Origin of the sequence: Vibrio sp. LB10LO1 (assembly GCF_010092875.1) — a bacterium.
Classification (GTDB): Bacteria; Pseudomonadota; Gammaproteobacteria; order Enterobacterales; family Vibrionaceae; genus Vibrio; species Vibrio campbellii.
Genome location: NZ_JAADJW010000086.1, coordinates 1 through 1,235 on the forward strand (window position 1 = coordinate 1; position 1,235 = coordinate 1,235).

Genomic DNA, 1,235 nt, shown 5'->3' on the forward strand with positions numbered 1-1,235 from the left:
TGTAGTGGTCAACAAATACCGGACACAGATTTAAGCCGATTTTCTGCATCAACCGGAGATAACCCATCATTGACTTGATGAGGTCGTAGCCGATTGTAATAAGACATTAGATAGTGGCTGATGTCTCTTCTTGCCTGAGTTTGAGTAAAATACCCCGTTGCGGGTATCCATTCGGTTTTTAAACTTCTAAATAGCCGTTCCATTGGGGCGTTATCCCAGCAGTTACCACGGCGACTCATACTCTGAGTGATTCGATAGCGCCAAAGTCTCTGACGATATTTACGACTGCTGTATTGACTGCCTTGGTCTGAGTGGAACATGACATTCTTAGGCCGTCCTCGTTGCTCCCAAGCCATTTCTAAGGCTCTGCAAACTAAGTCAGCGTCAGGTCTATCTGATAAAGACCAGCCGACAACGCGTCGGCTGAATAGGTCAAGAACAACAGCTAGATAACACCACTTTGAACCTGACCATATGTAAGTGATGTCACCACACCAAACTCTATTGGGCGCCGCCACCGAGAACTCTCGTTTCAACAAGTTTGGAATATCTGGTCGCTCTGATTTTGCATGCTTATATTTATGGGAGCCCGGTTGTTTGCTCACCAAGTCAGCATCATGCATTATTTTCTGCACTTTAAATCGACCCACGTTGATATTTTCGGAACGCAGCATCGATACAAGGCTTCGACTACCAGCTGAACCTCGACTCAGTTTAAAGAGTTCTTTAATTCGGCTAATCAGTCGGATCCGTTGAGCATCTGGTTTGCGCTGTTTAGACGCGTAGTAACAGGATGAAGCGATACCAAACAGTTCGCAGAGCATTTTGACCGATTCATACTCCCTCAATTGGTCAATTAACGAGAACGTTCGAGTTCGTCCGACATTAAGAGAGCGGTGGCCTTTTTTAATATGGACTTTTCTCTTTCTAAGCGACTGATTCGGGCTTCCAACTCTTGGATTTTCTGTTGCTCAGGAGTCAATGCTTTACTCATAGGTGTGCTTCCACCACGTTCGAGTCTGAGTTGCTCAACCCATCGTCTCAAAGCCGTTTCTCCCACATCCATTGAACGTGAAGCTTCAGGTATCGAGTATTCTTGGTCAAGAACTAAGCTTGCCGCTTCCATTTTAAATTCGGACGAAAATGTTCGTCGTTGTCGTTTTGTCATTGAACACCTCATTTATGGTGGAGACTTTACCACCTAACTTGGTGTCCGGGATCATTAAACCACTACA

The 1,235-nt window shown here is 45.2% G+C and carries 1 protein-coding gene; it reads right to left on the minus strand.

The window, feature by feature from the left end; translation table 11 throughout:
- Nucleotides 1–8 precede the first annotated feature (8 nt).
- Nucleotides 9–1,168 (minus strand): IS3 family transposase gene (locus GXP65_RS24910; RefSeq protein WP_162093953.1). Its coding sequence is split into 2 segments (ribosomal slippage): nt 9–910 and nt 910–1,168, totalling 1,161 coding nucleotides; the frame shifts between segments, so codons are not numbered across the junction.
- Nucleotides 1,169–1,235 lie beyond the last annotated feature (67 nt).